Origin of the sequence: Vibrio sp. 1-2 (7-a) (assembly GCF_013048515.1) — a bacterium.
Lineage (GTDB): Bacteria > Pseudomonadota > Gammaproteobacteria > Enterobacterales > Vibrionaceae > Vibrio > Vibrio diabolicus.
Window position 1 is genome coordinate 134,863 of record NZ_VHSQ01000008.1, and the last position, 18,603, is coordinate 153,465.

Consider the following 18,603-nt stretch of genomic DNA (forward strand, 5'->3'; position numbering starts at 1 on the left):
ATGAACCCGATTCTTGCGATGTTGAAAGAAAACAATATTAGCGACGAGCAAATCAACGAGCTATTTCAGGCGTTAACTCAAAACCCTCTGGCTGCAATGGCAACTATCAGCCAACTAGGTCTGCCACAAGATCAGCTTCAAGCGTTAATGGCGCAGGTAATGCAAAACCCTGTACTGATTAAAGAAGCAGTGGAAGAGCTGGGCCTAGACTTCTCCAAAGTAGTAGAAGCCAAAGCTAAGCTACAGCAGTAATCGAGTTTTCGATAAAAACAAAATCCGCCAGAGCCAAATGGTTCTGGCGGCTTTTTTACATCAGATGAAAGGTACGCGACTCCAACGGGAAAGCGAATAGGTTGAGCTTAACTTGGTGCTTGCATAAAAAATTAAGTGCGATTCTAGTCACGTCGCATGAACTCACGGGTGCTATTGGAAATAAATGAATTGTTTCTAATACATAGAACGTATTAACATGGTTGCACTAGGCCCATATGAGTAAATTCATTGAATATACAATTTGAGAGAGGGTTTAGTTTTAAAAAATAATAGTTAGTTGGAATCTGGGTTAAATGAAAATAAATATATTTAAAAAGCTACAAGTTGTATTTCTTGTGGTGTCAGCATCTTTAATGGTGGGGTGTTCGTCTATAGATGCGCATGCTGGTGGCGGATACGGAAAGCCGTTTTCAGGCACAGCGTTATCAGTCGCACGACAACCTTGCTATTTAAGATCTGATATTACTTCCATCGCGTTATATCCACTTTCATTGATTTACATTCCTTTGTCGTTAGCAACGGACGTTGTGTTTCTTCCTGTTGATTTAGTCATGGTAGCTACACCCACAACGAGTTATGGCGGCGTTGTTTCTCTAGGTTGTCCAAGCGGCAGCATGATCTAAAGTCTGATTTTATTGAAATAAATGGAAGGAAATGAAAGTGGAATCGAAAAATAATTACTCAACAGAAAACAACGCTCCCTCGGTGCTCTTTGTAACGTCGCTTTTGTGTCTGGCATCAGTTTGTTTGGCCATACTGCTATTTATTATTGAGTACATTTCTGGCATAGAAATGAACGGTGTCGGCTTTCTTGGGACGTTAATACCAGCGATGAGTGTAGGATATTATTTTGGCTATAAAACAGGGAATATAATGCCTTCGACAACGAGATGGTATTCAGTGCTGCTTTGGAATTTATCGAGCTTAGTGGTGTTTTCTCTCATCTTAATGTTTTTGGGCATCTCTATATTTGAATTGATAGCGGAACTAGGCTGGTTCAGTATTATTATCGTTGTATTAACGTTAATAACCGTTTGTCTCGGGTACTTTATTTTCAAGAGTGGTGAAAAAATGGCGATTAAGGTTTTGCTAAAAGCGCAAAAGAGTGCGTAACTCACAAATAACGAACGCTTAAAGATAGATACGTAAAAAAGACGCCAGCCATATCGTGCTGGCGTTATTGTTTTCTCTTTCTTTTTGCCTCTTTGGTCTCAAGCAAAATCGAATGTTTTAGACGAAACGGTCTTTCCACGAAAACTCAACATGTTTATGTCTGCCGAAACGTGTGTATAATTCGCCGGAAATTACGATTTACAGATAACGAAAGGTAAGTATGGCAGTCCTCGAAATTCTCTCCATTCCAGACCCAAGGCTTAAAGTAAAAGCAGAAAAAGTCACTGACGTATCGACAATACAAACGTTGATCGACGATATGCTAGAAACACTTTATGCAACGGGAAATGGCATCGGTTTAGCTTCAACCCAAGTGGGCAGAAAAGAGGCGGTTGTTGTCATCGATATCTCTGACGAACGCAATGATCCTTTAATCTTAGTCAACCCAGAAGTTGTGAGCGGAGAAAACAAAGCGCTTGGTCAAGAAGGGTGCCTATCTGTTCCCGAATACTATGCCGATGTAGAGCGTTACACATCAGTTGTTGTTTCTGCACTAGACCGTGATGGCAACCCGATTACAATCGAGAGCGATGAGTTCTTGGCGATTGTGATGCAGCACGAAATTGATCACCTATCTGGTAACTTGTTCATTGATTACCTTTCACCGTTAAAGCAAAAAATGGCGATGAAAAAAGTGAAGAAGTACGTAAAATCGCAAGCTAAGTAATATGAAAGGGAGTAACTCACAACCGCGAGTTACTTCCTTTTAAATCAAGAATAAGTAGAGTGCTTTATCTCGGTTTTTTGGGGGCATAACGCTTTACGACCTTCATAAGCCTCTGAAATGAAGAACAGTCCATATGTGACTCATGAGGGCAGGTGGCAACATGGTTTAGGCTGTCTCGCACCGCTTTCAAACGTGTTATTTGCTCATCAATTTCAAGCGCCTTTTTCGCCAGTAAGTCACGATCAATGTATGGCTTTGAACCTTCTGAGTGATTCAACATTTCTGCCATTTCGTTAAGTGATATTCCAGCGATACGTCCCAAACTAATGATGTTGAGTTTATTTAGTACCTCTGGTGTATATTGACGTCTCAATCCATTCCTTCCTATCGAGCGAATTAACCCCAACTGTTCGTAGTATCTGAGCGTTGAGGTCGGCAATCCTGATTTTTTAACCACTTCTGCAATATCCATATTATTCCTCATTGACTTCAAGTTGGCTTTAAGTTGTAGCATGCAACTAAGACCTTAACAAATCAAAAACTTGAGGAGCGAAAAATGCTGTTTTTAATAGGATTACAAGCGGCGCTAATAGGGATTGGTGCGACTTTGATAATGGATTTATGGGCTTGGCTACAAAGGAGAGTGTTTGGTATTCCCTCACTAAACTATGCATTGGTTGCGCGCTGGGTTTTATATATGCCCAAAGGAAAGCTTATGCATGCGCCAATTATGGCAACAGACGCGATGTCGGGAGAAAAAGCACTCGGTTGGTTTTTGCACTATGCCATTGGTGTTGTTTTCGCTTTGGCTCACATTGCTGCTTTTGGGCATCATTGGTTGGTAGAGCCTAGTCTAGTGCCCGGCTTAGCCACTGGTGTGGTCACGTTGGTGTTCCCATTTTTTGTCATTCAACCTTGTCTAGGATTTGGTTTTGCTGCCAGTAAAACCCCAACACCTTGGAAAGCCCGTTTTCTTAGCACATTGGCGCATTTGGCTTACGGCTTGGGTTTATTCATAGCCGGGTTTGCAATCAAAGTGGCGAGCCAGTATTTTGCATAGGGAATATGAGCATCATGCAAACGAGTCTTTTTTGTTTTTATTTATGATGCTCAACTCTTGGACGTTTTTGGCGCGTTGCTCATAGTGGGCCGATATGTTTGAGGTCTGTCGTATTTATCCAAGACGTAAAGTCGGCGAACATTTAACATTACCTTAACGCCAGAATGGCAAGCGGTTTACCAAGAAAAATTAAAATTATCTGGTTTGATATAAAGAATATTAAGGGTTTCAGATGGCTTCAAAAGTGGCAGGGATATCAATACTGAGCTTATTGGCAGCGCCAGTTGCGATGGGAGAAACAGCCAGTGCTTATGATTTATGTTTGCTAGACAAAATCAAGCAAAGCAAAGGTGAGGAAACCATAAAGAGCATTCGCGCGCAGTGTGAGCTTGATGCAGTAACAAGTACAGTGCCCGCAGATCCAGAAATTGAAGAACCTGAGGAGCTTCAGGAAAGCTTGGTCGACAAGCGTTTGGAGTCAGAACGAGAAAACGCCTTTGAACCATTTAGTTTGGTAGCGCATCGTGTTAACTACATCTTGCCGTTCACTTACAGTGATCGCGTAAATAAGCGTGCTTATGCGGACACTAAGTACGGGGATGAGCTGCGTAAGGAAGAAGCGGAGTTCCAAATTAGTTTTAAAGTGCCAATGAACTACGACGATTTGTTGTTTGATGGGGATGGTTTGTTCTTTGGTATGACGCTCAAGTCATTTTGGCAGGTGTATACAGGAGCAGCATCGCGTCCATTTCGTGAAACCAATTATCGTCCTGAGCTTTTTTATTATACTCCGACAGACTGGAAGCCACTTGATGGTTCGACTTGGTTAGGTTTTGGTATTGAGCATGAGTCGAATGGGCAGAGACAAGAGTTATCGCGCAGTTGGAATCGTGTTTACGCCAACTTAACCTTTGCGAAAGACAATTTTGCGGTTTCTCTTCAACCGTGGTGGCGTATACCTGAGGATGAAAAAACATCTCCGAATGATCCTAAAGGTGATGATAACCCGGATATCGAAGATTACATGGGGCACTTTGAGCTATCGAGTGCGTACAAATGGAATGGTTATGAGTTTACCTTCTTAGGCCGCCAGAACTTCCAAACGCATAAAGGCTTTGCCGAATTAGGGGTGTCATTTCCGATCTGGGGCAAACTTCAGGGATACGCACAGTACTCGACGGGGTATGGTAAGAGCTTGATTGACTATGATCATAATCAGCAGCGCATTGGTGTTGGTATCGCGATCAACGGTGTTCTGTAGTTTTTCGGTAGCCCATTAGAAATAAACGCTGGCAATTGAGATTTCAGTATTTAGAATGCGTGGCTGAAATTGATTTCCAACCTAGAGTGATTTTATGCTTCGTGATTACACCTTCGATTGTCTTGTAACCATGCCTCGTCATGAACTGGAAGAGTTTAGTGCTCGCATGATCAGTAAAATGGTGCCTGAAGACGTGATGAATGAGCTATTTACTTTCGATCAAGAAGAAGTGGATAGCGAAGACCGTATGTTGTCTGCACGTCTTGATGCCATGTTACGCATGACAGCAATCGCACTGAGTGAAATTCAACAAGCGTTTGATGACTCAGACAATGCGAAGCAAAATAGCGAGCGAATGACGCGACTGGTTCTTTGGCATTTCTATGCGATTTCATTCCATTTGGAAGAGGCGATCACGTTAGAAACACACTGTGCACTAGTGGAAAAGCTACTCGAAAATACACCTTCGGATGTTTTTGATTGGGTAAAAACATTGACGGAACTTCTGCACACTTACGCTGAAATCAACGCGAAAGAAAACCCTCAAGACTAAGGTTTTTGTCGTTAATCCTTCAGTAAACAAGGCGAGCCATCCGGTTCGCCTTGTTTTATTTTTGCATCTGTAAAATCCGCAGTTTTGTACTTTTGACGTACACCACAAGCCTCGCTTTAGGTTCGCTTCTCACTAGCGAATAGGGCGATTCCTTCTTACACTAAAATCAAAGTGTTTGTTTTCGAACACTTTAATGCGTCATTAAGGTGTGTCTTCCAATCCACTTAAATACGGATAATTTATGTCGGAGAACGTTCTGGTTTTTAAATTTGAGCCTATTTTGAAGCGTATATGCCTTCTATCTTGGCTACATTTTCGTTGCGGGCGTAAATAATGGACCCGTTAACGCAAGGTTTACTTGGCGCTGCTTTGCCACAGTCTGCAAGTAACAAGCGGCACATTGTGGCTGCTGGCGTGTTAGGCGTGGTTTCAGGGATGGCACCGGATTTGGATGTACTTATCCGTTCATCAACTGACCCATTGCTGTTTTTGGAATATCACCGACACTTTACCCATTCATTGTTGTTTATCCCTTTTGGCAGCTTTCTCTGTGCTTTAGTGTTGTATCCGTTGTTAGCAAAAAAGCGAGGACTAAGCTTCCGGCAGAGTTGGTTTTATTGTGCCCTTGGTTATAGCACCCATGCGCTGTTAGATGCTTGCACCAGCTATGGGACTCAGCTTTTTTGGCCGATAAGCAACACACGCTATGCCTGGAATACGATCTCTGTTATCGATCCCGCTTTCTCACTTCCGATTTTGATCCTGCTTTTCTTTGCCGCACTGAAGCGAAATCGAAGCTACGCGCGTGTCGCATTTCTATGGTCTCTGGCTTATCTGACTCTTGGGGTTATTCAACGAGATAGAGCAGAAGCGGCCGGGTGGAAAATCGTCCAAGAGAGACAGCACAGCGCTTTGCAGCTAAAAGCAAAACCAACCTTCGGGAATCTTTTGGTCTGGAAAGTGATTTATGAAACGGAAGATAACTACTATGTGGATGCGGTAAGAGTGGGGCGTTCAATAAAAATCTACCCAGGCGAATCCACACCAAAGCTCAATGTGAAGACTCAATTTCCATGGCTCGATCCGCAATCGCAGCAAGCGAAAGACATCGAACGTTTCCGTTGGTTTTCAAATGGTTTTGTAGCGCAAGACCCGAATAACGAAATGCGAATTGTTGACGTGCGTTACTCCATCGTTCCAAACCAAATTAACGCGCTGTGGGGCATCAATCTATCCCCAAAAGCCAGCGCGGATGAACACGTCGAATACACTGCTCATCGAGGTAGTACAACGGAAGACCGCCAAACTTTTCTCAATATGCTTACGGATTTTGAGTGATGGTTTTTACTTTGGGTACCGATGCGGTGTCGTAATAACCATTACGCTGACTGAAAGTCCTTCACTAGGGTAGGCTTGCTGGCGAAGAAAACTTTGCCAAACAGAGACTTGTACTTCCAGCCAAGAGACAACAGTCGTTTTGCTAAGCTTTTGTTTTCAATGATAGCGACCTCAACGCCTTGGTAATGATATGGATGGCTTTTAATGTAGTCGATAAATGCAGTAAGCACACCTTGCCCGCGAACGGAGGGCGCAAAGTTGACTGCAACAATGGAAAAGCGCTGACTGCCAACAGGGCAACGGACAAAGCAGTGTCCAAGCGGATGAGTGATGGTCTCGGAAAACTCAGGAAACGCGCGAGACTCTAGTTCTTGAGAAAGCGCATCGTATTGCTGACATAAATGATAAAAAAGTTGTTTCGCTTCACTGTTCATCTCGGTGCCACTTACTTGTAACTTGGTTTAAAGGCATTGATTTCACGAACATTGTAACCATAGGCAGCAAGACAAAACGCGGTGAATTTTTACAGTGGTAATTTCCTATTTTTGAAACCTAACTTGTTACAAATGAAGTTGATTGGATTTTATATGGTACTTGGGGATGAGTGTTTCTAGTTGAAGGGAGAGTACGCTGGTTACTGGATTCTTACCTGAGTTCCTGTATTAAAACGAGAACCACTTGGTTTAATGCCGCTCGTTTAACTACGAGTGGCATCTTTTTGTATTTCGTTATCTTGTACAGCGGCGAAGGTGCGCGATATAGGATCTTCTATCCTAGCTCTTTATGGTCAAAATTGTCTCTTTAACCACTCCTCAGCACGTTGCTATTAGATTCCTAGTCTCGCCAAGGCTCGCTGGAATGACACAAAAACATCGTTAAGCTATTGGCATTAAATCACTTGGTCCGTTTTTGCTTATTCTTGAGGGCTTAACTAGGCGTTACTCTAAGTGCTTAAATTGTAACGCCACGAGTCGCTGATACAACTCACAGCTTTGCATTAATGATTGGTGGTTACCAACATCGACTAACTCACCATTGTCGAGCACCGCAATTTTATCCGCATGTTGGATGGTCGAAAGACGATGAGCAATGATCAGCGTTGTGCGTCCTTTCATTAGAGCTTCAAGTGCTTGCTGGATGTGATGTTCACTTTCACTATCAAGGGCGCTAGTAGCTTCGTCTAGCAGTAAGATTTTTGGATCTTTTAGAATCGCGCGAGCTATCGCAATACGCTGCTTTTGTCCGCCCGACAGCCTAACGCCGCGCTCGCCTAAAAAGCTGTGATAGCCTTCGGGAAGCTTCTCAATAAACTCATGGGCATGGGCTTTTTTCGCGGCTTCGATAACTTGTTCATCCGTTGCTTCAGGATTGCCGTAGCGAATATTATGGAACACATCATGGCTAAACAGCGCTGGCTGTTGTGGTACGAGCGCCATTTGACGTCGAAGCTCGTTTGGGTCGAACTGTCGAATATCTTCGCCACCAAACAACACTTGCCCCTGTTGTGGGTCATAAAAGCGTTGCAGCAATTCGAATAGTGTTGTTTTACCTGCACCAGAAGGGCCAACCAACGCCAATACTTTGCCTTGTTCTGCAGTTAGATTTAATTCTTTGATAGCTGGTTGATTTGGGCGAGAAGGGTAGTTGAAACTCACCGAATTAAAGTTAACCTCAGCAGGTATGTCCGGACGGACAGGCAAATAGTTGCTTGGCGCTTTAATATCGCTGTCTACTTGAAGAATCTCAATCAGTCGCTCGGTAGCACCTGCGGCTCTTTGCAGTTCACCCATGACTTCGGAAATGGTTGCAGTCGATGAGGCAACCATAATGGCGTAAAACACAAACGCTGCTAGGTCTCCCGCAGACATCTTTCCGTGAATTACATCGCTGCCGCCAACCCAAAGCATGCCTGCAATTGCGCTGAACACAATCACAATAACGCCTGATATCAGGATTGCGCGTTGTTTTACTCTCTGTCTGCCCACTTCATACGCTTTTTCCACCTCGACAGCGAAAGCCGCTCGTTCGTACGGCTCTGAGCTAAAACTTTGCACGGTTTTAATATGTTCTATCGCTTCACCTGCGTAGCTGCCGACATCGGCCATTGAGTCTTGACTTTGGCGAGAGAGCGCACGCACGCGTCGTCCATAAAACAAAATCGGAACCAAAACCAAAGGCACAGAAGCAAGCACAATCAGCGTGAGCTTAACGTTGGTGGCAAACAACATTATGATGGCCCCAAAGCACATCAAAGCGCTACGCATCGCCATCGAGAACGATGAACCAATAATGCTTTGCAGCAACGTGGTATCGGTAGTCAGGCGCGACATAATATCGCCGCTACTGTTGGTCTCAAAATAGCTCGGATGCAGCGTAATCACATGGTTAAACACTGAAAGGCGAATATCCGCACTGACGCGCTCACCTACGGAAGAGACAAGGTAAAAGCGAAAGAAGGTCCCAATGGCAATACACAATGTGACACCGACAATAAACTGAATCGCATTGGTAAGCTCTTGCAATGATTGCTGAGCAAAGCCTTGGTCGATAAGAATACGTACTCCATAGCCAACGGATAACGTCAAACTTGCCGTCGCGACAAGGGCAACCAAAGCCGCCGCAACCCGCCATTTATAAGGTGCAATAAAGGTGTTGAGTTTAAGAAGAATGCTGAGATTTTTGTTATTTTTTCGGCTCATGAGTGACTCACAAAGCGTTTTAGGTACCTGGCATAGTAAGCCAGTTTTGTAGGGGAGACCAGTGAACTACCGTTTTCGGAGTAGGAAGTTCACAGGGATGCTCAATATCGTATGTGTATATCGAAACTTGCTTAAACTTCTAAGAGACTAGAATCAGATTTTAGTTGGGAGGGTGTTAAGCACGGCTTTTGGCGAGTAGCTGGTCGACTTTTCCTTTTGCTGTTTTACTAACCGTTTGCATCAACTGAAAACTTGGCTTAACGATACCTGAGTTTTCTATCCCTTCGACCATTAAGAGCCAAAGCTTGGCTGTCATTTGCGCATCGGCTAGTGCACGGTGGAAAACACCGTCGTTGTCGATATTTTTATAGCGAACAAGTTCACCTAGCTTGTGTGATGGGGCATCTTGAATGAGCCGTCTTGCTACCAGTAAGGAGCAAGCAAACTCACCCGAATAACTACAGTTGATTCGTTCAAGCTCTGCATCTAAAAATCGTTTATCGAAGGACGCGTTGTGAGCGATAAGGTTTTCGCCTGCAATGAACTCACTAAATGACGCCATTACCTCTTCGCAGCTTGGTGCCGATCGCAACATATTGTTAGTAATGCCGGTGTAGTTCTCAATGAAAGAACTCACTCTGAAGCCGGGATTCATGAGTTGCTGAAAACTATCGACAACCTCGCCATCGACTAACTTTACTGCACCAATTTCTATTGCGCGATCACCTAAAGTAGGAGAGAGACCTGTGGTTTCAAAGTCGAGTACGACCACAGAGTTTGCTTGAGGCATAAAATTTTCCAGCTGAGTAATATTGCGCAAGAGTATTATCGAAAGCGACAGAAAAAGAAAGGCGAACGCAATGGTATATCTTTGTCGATGTAGATTCCAAAAAATCGACGCTACGTAATCAATATGAGAGTTTTATAATACGTTATTGGCGATACTTCATGTATTCTTAGCCGAAGCGAAGAAGAGGATTTATCAATGTCAAAAAGCTCCAAGCTTCACAATGAAGACAAACTGGTCAAGAAGGCACTAGAGATTGGTGGGAAGATGGCGAAACTACAAGGTTTTGACCTTCCACAGTCACCACAACCTCTGAGAGTAAAAGCGATTTACCTATTCTTGGTCGATGCAAAACAGATAACGCCACTACCGGAAAGTAAGCTAGACGGCGCAAGCATCAAACACCGACTGGCAGTATGGATACACAGTGCATTGCCAGACAACGACCCTCTAAAGTAGAAAACTCAAGAAGTCACATAGGTCATTACTTAACACAGGCCATTAATTAACAAGGCGAGCCAAATGGTTCGCCTTGTTTGATCTTGGCGAGTGCACCGAGGTCTTTTTGCGTGGCGGTATCATTGATTTACAAAACAGAATCAAAAGGACTAAAGATAAATCCCGAGAAGCGCTACAATGCAGGCGTTGCGAGAGTGCAACCAAGATTACTCATTTACAGAAGCCTTGAAGTAACCATACATGTCTAAAGATTTCGAATTCACTACAGAATACATACTCGACAAACCTTTCTTTGCTGAGTGTTATGATCAAACTAGCCAGCCAACTAAGTTCCCACAAGCGTACCTAAAAGGGATACTGTTTCTTATCTTTGGTGTGGTTTTATTAGAGTTTGAACTGCTACCAAACGGTTATGTCGGTTGGTTCTTTATCGTATTGAGTGTGATTGAAGCATGTAGCGTTTACTTCAAAAGAACTTGGTGGCTGTGGCGTCAAACCATCAGCTCAAGCCGTGGCAGCAAAGTAGTGTTTGAAGTAAATGCAGATGGCGTGCGCTACAAAAGCGGTAAAGTTGACCGCAGCCTCGCATGGAATGAAATCGACCAACTGGAACAAACTGATTTGGGCTTTATCCTTCATCTTGGTAAACAGCGCCAATACATCAGCAAATCCTGCTTAAACGAAGAAGTGATCGCGTTTATGGTAGAACAGCACGCGGCATCAAAAGCGAGCTAACAAATTCACATCAAGCTGGAATGAGCGATCTGAAAAGTAGGTGATATATGATCGAACTTCATAACAAGTGCTTGGTTGATTCTGAATCAACTGGGTTTGATGTACAAAACTAATAGGGTTTAGAGATTTCTCTTTCGGACAAACTGCTTCGGTGTCATGCGCGCAATCTGCTTACACTCTCTAGTCATGTGTGCTTGATCGGAAAAACCTTGCTCCAGCGCCAACTCCGATAAAGTAAGATCGGGTTGCGCTCGGAGTAGTTCTAAAGTGTGCTTCACTCGTTTAATACGTTGGTAATGTTTAGGAGTAATCCCCAACCATTTCTGAAAATTGCGCTCTCTCTGGCGCTGACTGAGCGTCCCTGTAGGCTGGTCAATGATGTGGCGGACGTACTGTGGTTCATATTCCTCAATCAGTGTTTGAACCCAGCGATATAACGCAGAAATCCTTGCATATGGCGAACGCGCTGTTTTCAGAGACTCAAATGTTGCTAGCGCAGAAGAAGCCAAAGGGTGGTCATCTTGAATCCGCAATAGCTGATCTAGGCGTTTACCAAATAGTTGATAACCAACAGCAGGATGAAAGCGTACGCCAGTCATCACCGCGCCTGGCGGTAGGCAGACCTGATGTGCAAGAATGCTCACAGGTAGTAGGACAACCCCCGGCGCCTGCCGTTCACCATCCATTTGTACTTCATTTTGTAAAATGAATACCACACCTGTACCAGCATCACTGAGTAATTGTTTACGTACGGTTTGCGTCGTATCAGGTTTGACGGATGCTGACCAAATGGCTTGAACATAGCCAGCTAAAGCCCTTTGAGGTTTTAAAATATCAAATTCTAAGTTCAAATAAATCATCCTATTTAACCTCAACTTAAAATGAGAAAGTGATACACATGTACTTTTCATCATATTAAGTTGAGGAATAAGCAGTGACTTATAAGTAAAAACTGTCAGATAGAATTATCTAGGTTTATAGTCTCCAACCTTTGGCTTAAATGCCTTAACTATTCGGTTCCAACTATTGATCGCGTTGATCGCAATTGTTAGGTTGACCATAGCTTCTTCTCCGAAGGTATTCAAGGTCAGCTGATAGGTATCATCATCTACTGGTAGGCCAGCAGTTAGTAATTCAGCCCAGCCTAGCGCAACGTGTTCTGCATCGCTGTAGAATGGCATATCTTTCCACGCACTAAGCCCCCATATGCGCTCTGGCTTTTCACCTAACTTAAGCGCATCTTTACTATGCATGTCGATACAAAATGCACATTGGTTGATTTGCGATATGCGTAACTTTACCAGTTCCCATATGATCATGTTCATGGTTTCTGATTGGCTAAATTGTTCATGGAAGTAAGCTTCCTGAGCGTATAGGATTTCTATTGCCTTTGGCGCTACTTCAATATAGTTGAGTCGTTTTTTCATGGTCATTCTCCTCTGTTTTTCACATAATAAAAAACGCTCTTAGCAAAAGATTGAAGATTTTCGACATGCACTCAATAAAGTTAGATAAAGGAGTGAACGAAGAAAGCGAAAAAGGATGTCTATTTGATGCTATGCGTAAACATTCGTATTGTGTGCCTTACACTTTTGCAAGGCGTTACGTGCTTTCTAGAAAAGTCTCAAAATAGAGTACAATTAGCGTTTTGACACAGCGGAAATCATCATGTCCAAAACTGTTCAGCAGCAAATCGGAAACATTGCTCTAGTCGTTGAAAATTACGACGATGCTATCGAGTTTTATACTCGAAAACTTCAATTCACCCTGGTTGAGGATACCAACCTAGGTGGTGGTAAGCGCTGGGTTCAAATTTCCCCTCCAAACTCCAATGGTACAAACCTTCTTTTGGCTCAAGCGAGTACACCGGAGCAAACGCAAGCAGTTGGAAATCAAACAGGTGGTCGTGTTTTCCTGTTCCTGAAAACTAATGATTTTTGGCGTGACTACGAGTTGATGAAGAAAAATGGTGTTGTATTTAATGAAGAGCCTCGTGTGGAAGAATACGGAACAGTGGTGGTGTTCCAAGATCTCTATGGTAATAAATGGGACTTACTGCAACTGAACTGAGAAACTACATAGCATGTGCATAACAAAGCGTTCATGAGGAGTTTCCCAACAAGCCTTTAAGGTTCTGAGATATTTTTCTAATTCAAAGGTTCTCAGAAGTCACAATATCTCTAAATCACTTTTGCGCAAACAATAACTAGCCATCATTCCTTCTCGATGTATCAACAAGTGTTAGGGCGGCACACCAAAAACAAAAAGGCGAACCAAACGGTTCGCCTTTGTCTATTTAGATGCTACCTGATCACAGATAACTAAGATGGAAACTTGCCTGCCATCTAAATCAACGATCTGGAATACTCCTCAAAAATAACCAAGTTGCAAACTCCACCGCTTAATGGCAAATGAAGCCATCAGGTTTGGTTAACTAAGTTGAAAACTCTCGCTTCAATAGAATTCTCTCGTTTAGAGTGATTGTTCAGTTCGTAAAACCCGAACCGTACTTTGCGAACCGCCGTTAGCTCCACTGTTTTTGCAATTACGCTCTCAATCTATGCAACCTTTGTCATTTCCTAGATTTGGTATCAATGATGCTGTTAGTGTTATGGTTTCGACTTGGCTGACGATATAATCACTTTGTAAATGGCTGATTGTAGGGAAATAAATGAAGGTTATTAGTGATAACAAAACTCTTGAAAAGACGTTGATTAGTTTGATTAGTAAGCATGAACAAGTATCAATTGCGGTAGCATGGGCATCGGCCGAGACAAAAGTATTCAACACCTTTTTAGCTAACAAAGCTAAGATATGTACGTCAACAATTGGGACACATTTTTACCAGACTGATCCCCGTGTTTTGAAAGAGTTTATAGGTAGCAAGCAAGTACACTTCGTTACTCAAGCCAGTGGCGTGTTCCATCCCAAGGTATACCTGTTCAGAACTGGCCACAAGTGGGAAGCAATTATCGGTAGCTCTAATATGACTAACGGAGCGTTCACCTCGAACAACGAGATCAACGTTCATGTTAGTTGCAAAGATGACGAAGGCAATATTTCATTTGATGAACTCTTAGCACAACTTAGTAAGTACTTTGAAGCAGGGGTGTCTGTTGACGAAGAGTACGTGAATACATATAAAATTTATCATAAGAAACAGAAGCCTCGTCTAGATAAGTTGGCGGATCGCTATGGAAAAACGAAAGCATCTAAACCGTTACTTAATAGTGTTGTAATGAAAATGGAATGGCCTGCTTACTTAAAAAAGGTACAGAAAGATGTCAATCACGCAATCTTGACGCGATTGGAGCTTCTAGAAACTATCAGAAGTTATTTCAATACATACGATGACTATAAATCTATGCCTCTGGCTGCTCGTAAAACAATCGCGGGGCTGCCCAATGATGTTCATAAGCATTGGGGATGGTTTGGTAGCATGAAAGGTGCAGGGGTTTATCACAGCAATATCAATAATAACAATGAGTACATTTCAGAGGCTCTTGAGCATATCCCGCTTCGTGGGGAAATTAGCAGATATCAATACAATCAGTATGTTGAAACATTTAAGAAAGCATTCCCGAATGGTAGAGATGGCATCAGTATTGCCAGCCGTTTACTTGCTATGAAACGTCCAGATTTCTTTGTTTGCATTGACTCCAAAAACAACCGTGCAATGTGTGCTGACTTTGGTATTAAAGTGTCTGGTATGACCTATGAACGCTACTGGGATGAATTGATAAGCCGAATCCACGAATCAGTGTGGTTTGATAGCCAGAAACCTATAAAAAAGTTAGAAAAGCGAGTTTGGAGAGGTAGAGTTGCATTGCTCGATTGTATCTTTTATGAAGAAGAGTAATGTAAATAGGTAAGTGCTCTCAATCAAAGTGAGTTCTCAACGGTATCCATAATGGGATTGGGTGAACCCCAATAGCTATAACTACGTTGAGAACTGCTTCAAGAAACTCTTTATTGCACAAACTAACTAGTCTATGTGGCTATAAATCCAGGTACTAGAGCTCGAATAGAGTCAACATGCTCCAGCTCGTGTCTATTCATCAACTGTAAGTTGAAGGCATGCGGCGGCAACGAAACATTAGGCGTACAGTCTACGTGGAGGTCATTGAGCACGTAACCAGCTAACGCTTCATTGGTTGTAATGTTTCGCACGTATTGACCCTCCATACCTAGATCAATCGCTAGGTCATTTCTATTTTCATGCTTAGAGTGCGGTGCAACACTTAGGACAACGTCACGGTTCCAAAGAGTATCGTCCTTTATAGTCTTGTCGTATGAGCTGTCAGTTTGCTGAGCCTTAAGAATTCGACTGACTCTAAAGCACAGGAATTTACGTCTTTTGCTGTCCCAAGCACGGATGTGCCAAGCCCCAAGTCCTTTGAATAGAGAATGAGGCGTCAGGGTTCTAGTCTCGGTGCTAGTTGAGGAACTATACAGGACAGAAATACAGTGTTTATTCAGAATCGACCTTGTGACTTGAGAGACGATATCAATAGATAGTGAATCCAACACTGTCGCAAAGCTGCTTACACCATAAGTTGTTACTGGAATGGAGTTAAGCTCCTGACCCCATGCTATTAACCTCAGAGCTGCTTCTGGGTCATGCTCAAAAGCTGGGCTAAACGATGCTGACCTCATGTATGCTCGCAGGCTTTCGTTGAAAACCGTGTTGTTGGGAAAACGTTCTTTGTAAGCATTAAAAGAGCGGCTTGCTGTTGCAACGGCAATATCACCGTGCTGAATAAGGTCGGAGCGATTCACTTTCCCAAAGAAGCAGAGATAGAAATCAATCAGCCTTAGTCGTTTGGTTTGCGGAGATTCGACACAACGCACAATGATTACCCTTATCAAAATGAACTGTACTAATTTACTCTAACGAATCATTTGATTCCAGTGTAATATGACACTAGTTGATTCTTTGACCGCTAGTAGACGCGACACACTTGGCTCTTTTGGGTGTTGAGGCATTTCTATATTAAACGCAGCCTCTTAACTCTGGTGGAAGTTGGAAGCACAAATAATGGACTTACTTAGTGGCAGCCGAGTCAGTAAGTTTGTTGTAGATCATTCACTAACCGAGGGGTTGAGAATATCTCTGCCGCACTGTGATGAAAGAAATGAATAAATCTGAAACAAAAAGCTCTAAACTACTAGGGATCGTACTTTTCCACTCATTTATCCCTGGGAAACTATTTAAGGTCAAGGCTATCGGGCATAGCAACAATACGGGTGATAACGGAGCTGGTAAATCCACTTTGTTAAGCTTACTTCCAGCGTTCTATGGAGCGGATCCGAGTAAGCTGGTGGATAGACAAGCGGATAAAGTTTCCTTTGTTGATTACTACTTGCCCACCCCAAAATCTGTCATCGTGTTCGAATATGAAAAGCTTGGTGAGAGAAAGTGTTCTGTAATGTATCGAAATGGCTCCAGTGTCGCTTATAGGTTTTTGACAGGAACCGCTGAACAATTGTTTTCTCAGCATTTGTACGACGAGCTAATTAAGCAAGGAAGTGAAACTCGAACATGGCTTAAAAACCTTGTGTCTCAGTTAATGTCAGTAAGTTCGCAAATTGAAACTAGTGTCGATTACCGTTCAGTAATTCTAAACAATAAAAAGCGTTTGGCCCAAAGACGTAGTGCGGGTAAAAACTTAGTAGCAATCGCCCATGAGTACTCGTTGTGTTCTGCGAGCCATAACATGAATCATATCGACATTTTGACGGCGACAATGATGCGCCATAAGAAAATGTTGAGTCGTTTTAAGACGATGATTGTGGACTGTTTCTTAAACAATACATCGATGGACGATGTTCCATATAAGAAAGAGTATATCAACCTAGCAAATAGCCTAGATGTGTTTGTTCAACTAGACACTAAAAAGAGCAAGTTCGATGAAGCAGTTGCAAGTAAAGACAGCCTTGATGAGTACATTAAGCAACTAAACTCTTATCGAGCTCAAATCGCTTCTTATCTGCGTCAACTGGCACTAAATGACACTCAGTTGTCTGACAAAATTCGTTCGCAGAAGGAGTTGCACGGCTCCCTAGTCAGTGAGAGGAAAGATAGACTTCAAAAGCTTGATACTGAGTTAAGCATTCATCGGACTGAGTTTGAAAGGAAATCCAAAGTAGTTGATGCTATTTACAATAAGCGTGACAAGTACGAGAACGAGGATGATATTTTAGAAAAAATCACGCTTTACAATAGCTTGAGTGACTTGCTGAAGGAAGCAGAATCTGCAAGGAAACATTACGACAACTTACTGGAAGATGTAGAAACCGAAGAAAGCACGTTTAACAGTCAGGTACAAAAATTGGAACTCGAATGTGCTAATTTCCGCTCCAGTAAGCAAAAAGAGATCAATAACATACTTAACACTAAGGAAGAGATATTCGAGCAAAAAAACGACCGTTTAGAGGCGATGCAGAGTGACCTCAACCTTCAAAAGAAAAAGTTGCAAAATGAGTTCGATGAACAGTCTGACAAGATAAGACAAGAACAATTCCGACTTGCAATTCTAGAAGGGCAGTCTTTAGAGTTCACACCAGAACAAAAAGGCGAATTACGTAGTCTGGAAAGTGATCTTGAGAGTAAGCGTGAACAACTTAACGCTTCCCACAATGCAGTAATTCATTTGAATGAGCAACTACGTCAGGCAGAGAAAAATCATGAGAACAGTCTTTCTACTTACCACACATGTACTAGCGAATTAAAAGAAATTTCAGATGAAATAGTTTCTGTTAGTCGCGCATTATTGCCAGCAAAAGGATCGCTCAACGAGTACCTAGATCAAAAAGTGCCTGATTGGCGCGGCAATATAGGCAAAGTAATCACTCCTAGTTTGTTAAATGCGAAAAACTTGAAACCATTTTTCGACCCAGAAGCTACGGAGTCGATTTTTGGTCTTTATTTGGATCTTGATTCAATCGCACTTCCTGATTTTTGTCTGAGTGAAGAGAAGCTTTCAGAGCGATTAAAGACTCTAAAAATCAAGGAGTCAGAAGTAGAAGTTCGGCAAGGTAAAGCGAAGAGCAGGGCCAAAAGTGATGAGCAAGAAACAGATAAGCTTCACAAAGAAATAAAAATTCAAAGTCAAAGAACAAAAGTCTTTGAGGAAGAACTGAGCAAGCTCAATCTCCTAAAAGAACAAAAAACAGTCCAGTTTGAAAGTGATGCTGAAAGTCGTACATCTGAAGTTAAGAAACAGAAAAGCGTACTAGAGTCTGAACTTTTTACCATCAAGTCTGAGCTGAAAGAAAAACTTGAAAACGAAGAACAGCGCCATCAACAAGAGCGTGTTCAGGTGAAAGCTAACTTCGATTATCGCTTGTCAGAAGAGGACGCGAAAAAAAGTGCTATTGATGAGCTGATCAAAAATAAAGAAAAGATAACTTCAGACAGAGTTAGTGACTACAAGTTAGCGTTCAACCAAGCCTTGATGAGTAAAGGAGTAGTGTAGTGGCATAGTGAATTTGGTCACTTAGTTAGAGGTGATATCATCACCTCATAAGTTAACAGGTGACACTATGACAAAACGTACAAGACGACTATTTAGCGCAGAATTTAAGTTAGAAGCAGC

At 42.5% G+C, this 18,603-nt stretch carries 20 protein-coding genes; 13 read left to right on the forward strand and 7 right to left on the reverse strand.

The genetic code is table 11. The annotated features are described in order from the left end of the window. The 4 genes from FKN08_RS17965 to def all read left to right on the forward strand — a co-directional run bounded on the left by FKN08_RS17965 (window position 1) and on the right by def (window position 2,113). Window positions 1–252, forward strand: a complete 252-nt coding sequence (locus FKN08_RS17965) for a DUF2999 family protein (protein ID WP_005395194.1) — start codon at window positions 1–3, stop codon at window positions 250–252. Between the two features lie 314 nt (window positions 253–566). After that, the gene (locus FKN08_RS17970) at window positions 567–896 is read left to right on the forward strand and encodes a YceK/YidQ family lipoprotein (RefSeq protein WP_170892642.1); all 330 of its coding nucleotides are present in this window, start codon (window positions 567–569) and stop codon (window positions 894–896) included. Window positions 897–927: 31 nt separating this feature from the next. Further along, the gene (locus tag FKN08_RS17975) at window positions 928–1,386 is read left to right on the forward strand and encodes an ABZJ_00895 family protein (RefSeq protein ID WP_170892643.1); all 459 of its coding nucleotides are present in this window, start codon (window positions 928–930) and stop codon (window positions 1,384–1,386) included. Between the two features lie 220 nt (window positions 1,387–1,606). Then, window positions 1,607–2,113: a peptide deformylase gene (gene def, locus FKN08_RS17980; protein WP_042520757.1), complete on the forward strand. Its 507-nt coding sequence runs from the start codon at window positions 1,607–1,609 to the stop codon at window positions 2,111–2,113. 64 nt (window positions 2,114–2,177) lie between these two features. On the opposite strand, the gene FKN08_RS17985 is transcribed toward def, so the two are convergent. Then, entirely contained in the window at window positions 2,178–2,585 is a 408-nt protein-coding gene (locus FKN08_RS17985) for a helix-turn-helix domain-containing protein (protein ID WP_170892644.1), read from the reverse strand. Window positions 2,586–2,669: 84 nt separating this feature from the next. Here FKN08_RS17985 and FKN08_RS17990 point away from each other — a divergent pair, with 84 nt between their 5' ends. The 4 genes from FKN08_RS17990 to FKN08_RS18005 all read left to right on the forward strand — a co-directional run bounded on the left by FKN08_RS17990 (window position 2,670) and on the right by FKN08_RS18005 (window position 6,325). Further along, window positions 2,670–3,173: a DUF2938 domain-containing protein gene (locus tag FKN08_RS17990; RefSeq protein WP_047008307.1), complete on the forward strand. Its 504-nt coding sequence runs from the start codon at window positions 2,670–2,672 to the stop codon at window positions 3,171–3,173. Between the two features lie 232 nt (window positions 3,174–3,405). Then, window positions 3,406–4,434: a phospholipase A gene (locus tag FKN08_RS17995; RefSeq protein ID WP_006742284.1), complete on the forward strand. Its 1,029-nt coding sequence runs from the start codon at window positions 3,406–3,408 to the stop codon at window positions 4,432–4,434. A gap of 94 nt (window positions 4,435–4,528) precedes the next feature. Further along, window positions 4,529–4,987, forward strand: coding sequence for a hypothetical protein (locus tag FKN08_RS18000; protein WP_005395188.1), 459 nt, complete (start codon window positions 4,529–4,531; stop codon window positions 4,985–4,987). A gap of 333 nt (window positions 4,988–5,320) precedes the next feature. Next, on the forward strand, window positions 5,321–6,325 hold the full coding sequence (locus FKN08_RS18005; RefSeq protein ID WP_134645629.1) for a metal-dependent hydrolase: 1,005 nt from the start codon (window positions 5,321–5,323) through the stop codon (window positions 6,323–6,325). 41 nt (window positions 6,326–6,366) lie between these two features. Here the strand turns inward: FKN08_RS18005 and FKN08_RS18010 are convergent, their stop codons facing one another. The 3 genes from FKN08_RS18010 to FKN08_RS18020 form a co-directional block, all read right to left on the reverse strand. Next, a complete protein-coding gene (locus FKN08_RS18010) occupies window positions 6,367–6,759 on the reverse strand; it encodes a hypothetical protein (protein ID WP_047008310.1) in 393 nt (130 codons plus the stop codon). A 504-nt stretch (window positions 6,760–7,263) separates the two neighbouring features. Then, window positions 7,264–9,024, reverse strand: a complete 1,761-nt coding sequence (locus FKN08_RS18015) for an ABC transporter ATP-binding protein/permease (protein ID WP_170892645.1) — start codon at window positions 9,022–9,024, stop codon at window positions 7,264–7,266. Between the two features lie 175 nt (window positions 9,025–9,199). Further along, on the reverse strand, window positions 9,200–9,814 hold the full coding sequence (locus FKN08_RS18020) for a 3'-5' exonuclease (RefSeq protein ID WP_170892646.1): 615 nt from the start codon (window positions 9,812–9,814) through the stop codon (window positions 9,200–9,202). Window positions 9,815–10,009: 195 nt separating this feature from the next. Between FKN08_RS18020 and FKN08_RS18025 the strand changes: the two genes are divergently transcribed. Continuing rightward, the gene (locus FKN08_RS18025; protein WP_005376453.1) at window positions 10,010–10,270 is read left to right on the forward strand and encodes a DUF5062 family protein; all 261 of its coding nucleotides are present in this window, start codon (window positions 10,010–10,012) and stop codon (window positions 10,268–10,270) included. Window positions 10,271–10,510: 240 nt separating this feature from the next. Next, window positions 10,511–11,005: a YcxB family protein gene (locus FKN08_RS18030; RefSeq protein WP_047008313.1), complete on the forward strand. Its 495-nt coding sequence runs from the start codon at window positions 10,511–10,513 to the stop codon at window positions 11,003–11,005. Between the two features lie 119 nt (window positions 11,006–11,124). Here FKN08_RS18030 and FKN08_RS18035 read toward each other — a convergent pair whose 3' ends face one another. Both FKN08_RS18035 and FKN08_RS18040 read right to left on the reverse strand, forming a co-directional pair. Next, window positions 11,125–11,865 carry a helix-turn-helix domain-containing protein gene (locus tag FKN08_RS18035; RefSeq protein ID WP_170892647.1) on the reverse strand — a complete coding sequence of 247 codons (741 nt, stop codon included), beginning with the start codon at window positions 11,863–11,865 and terminating at the stop codon, window positions 11,125–11,127. A 105-nt stretch (window positions 11,866–11,970) separates the two neighbouring features. Continuing rightward, window positions 11,971–12,432: a carboxymuconolactone decarboxylase family protein gene (locus FKN08_RS18040; protein ID WP_046876053.1), complete on the reverse strand. Its 462-nt coding sequence runs from the start codon at window positions 12,430–12,432 to the stop codon at window positions 11,971–11,973. Window positions 12,433–12,673: 241 nt separating this feature from the next. Between FKN08_RS18040 and FKN08_RS18045 the strand changes: the two genes are divergently transcribed. Beyond that, complete coding sequence (locus tag FKN08_RS18045; protein WP_170892648.1) at window positions 12,674–13,075, forward strand: VOC family protein; 402 nt, start codon at window positions 12,674–12,676, stop codon at window positions 13,073–13,075. Window positions 13,076–13,676: 601 nt separating this feature from the next. Then, window positions 13,677–14,864, forward strand: coding sequence for a phospholipase D family protein (locus FKN08_RS18050; protein WP_170892649.1), 1,188 nt, complete (start codon window positions 13,677–13,679; stop codon window positions 14,862–14,864). A gap of 131 nt (window positions 14,865–14,995) precedes the next feature. Here FKN08_RS18050 and FKN08_RS18055 read toward each other — a convergent pair whose 3' ends face one another. Beyond that, window positions 14,996–15,856 carry a WYL domain-containing protein gene (locus tag FKN08_RS18055; RefSeq protein WP_170892650.1) on the reverse strand — a complete coding sequence of 287 codons (861 nt, stop codon included), beginning with the start codon at window positions 15,854–15,856 and terminating at the stop codon, window positions 14,996–14,998. Window positions 15,857–16,140: 284 nt separating this feature from the next. Between FKN08_RS18055 and FKN08_RS18060 the strand changes: the two genes are divergently transcribed. Then, window positions 16,141–18,483 carry an ATP-binding protein gene (locus tag FKN08_RS18060; protein ID WP_170892651.1) on the forward strand — a complete coding sequence of 781 codons (2,343 nt, stop codon included), beginning with the start codon at window positions 16,141–16,143 and terminating at the stop codon, window positions 18,481–18,483. Window positions 18,484–18,603: the final 120 nt, after the last annotated feature.